This window comes from Streptomyces chisholmiae (assembly GCF_031845445.1).
Lineage (GTDB): Bacteria > Actinomycetota > Actinomycetes > Streptomycetales > Streptomycetaceae > Streptomyces > Streptomyces chisholmiae.
Map to the genome: position 1 here is coordinate 1 of NZ_JAVREO010000260.1, position 415 is coordinate 415.

The window sequence follows — 415 nt, forward strand, 5'->3', positions numbered from 1 at the left end:
GTGCTCGCCGACGCGCCACTACACACCGCGCAGGCGTTGCGCTACGCCGTGGCGTGCATGCTGTTGCTCGCGTGTGCCCGGTTCACCGGCCATTCCTTGCGCCGCCCAAGGGGTTCCGAATGGCTGTGGCTGCTGAGTGTGACCGTGAGCGGTCTGGTGCTGTTCAACGTGGCCTTGGTGTACGGATCGCGCCACGCCGAGCCTGCGGTGCTGGCGGTCGCGGTGGCATGCGTGCCGGTCGCGCTGGCGACGATGGGGCCACTGCTGGAAGGCCACCGGCCGCGCAGCCGGTTGCTCGCCGCAGCCGTCGTGGTCAGCGTCGGAGCGGTGGTCGTGGAAGGGCTGGGGCGGGCAGACGGGATCGGATTATTCTGGGCCACGGTGGTATTCGCCTGCGAGGCCGGATTCACGTTAC

At 69.2% G+C, this 415-nt stretch carries 1 protein-coding gene; it reads left to right on the forward strand.

Translation table 11 applies throughout. The features are described from left to right. Positions 1 to 415, forward strand: a 415-nt coding sequence (locus RM844_RS33095) for an EamA family transporter (RefSeq protein WP_311671121.1), incomplete at both ends; no start/stop codon positions are given.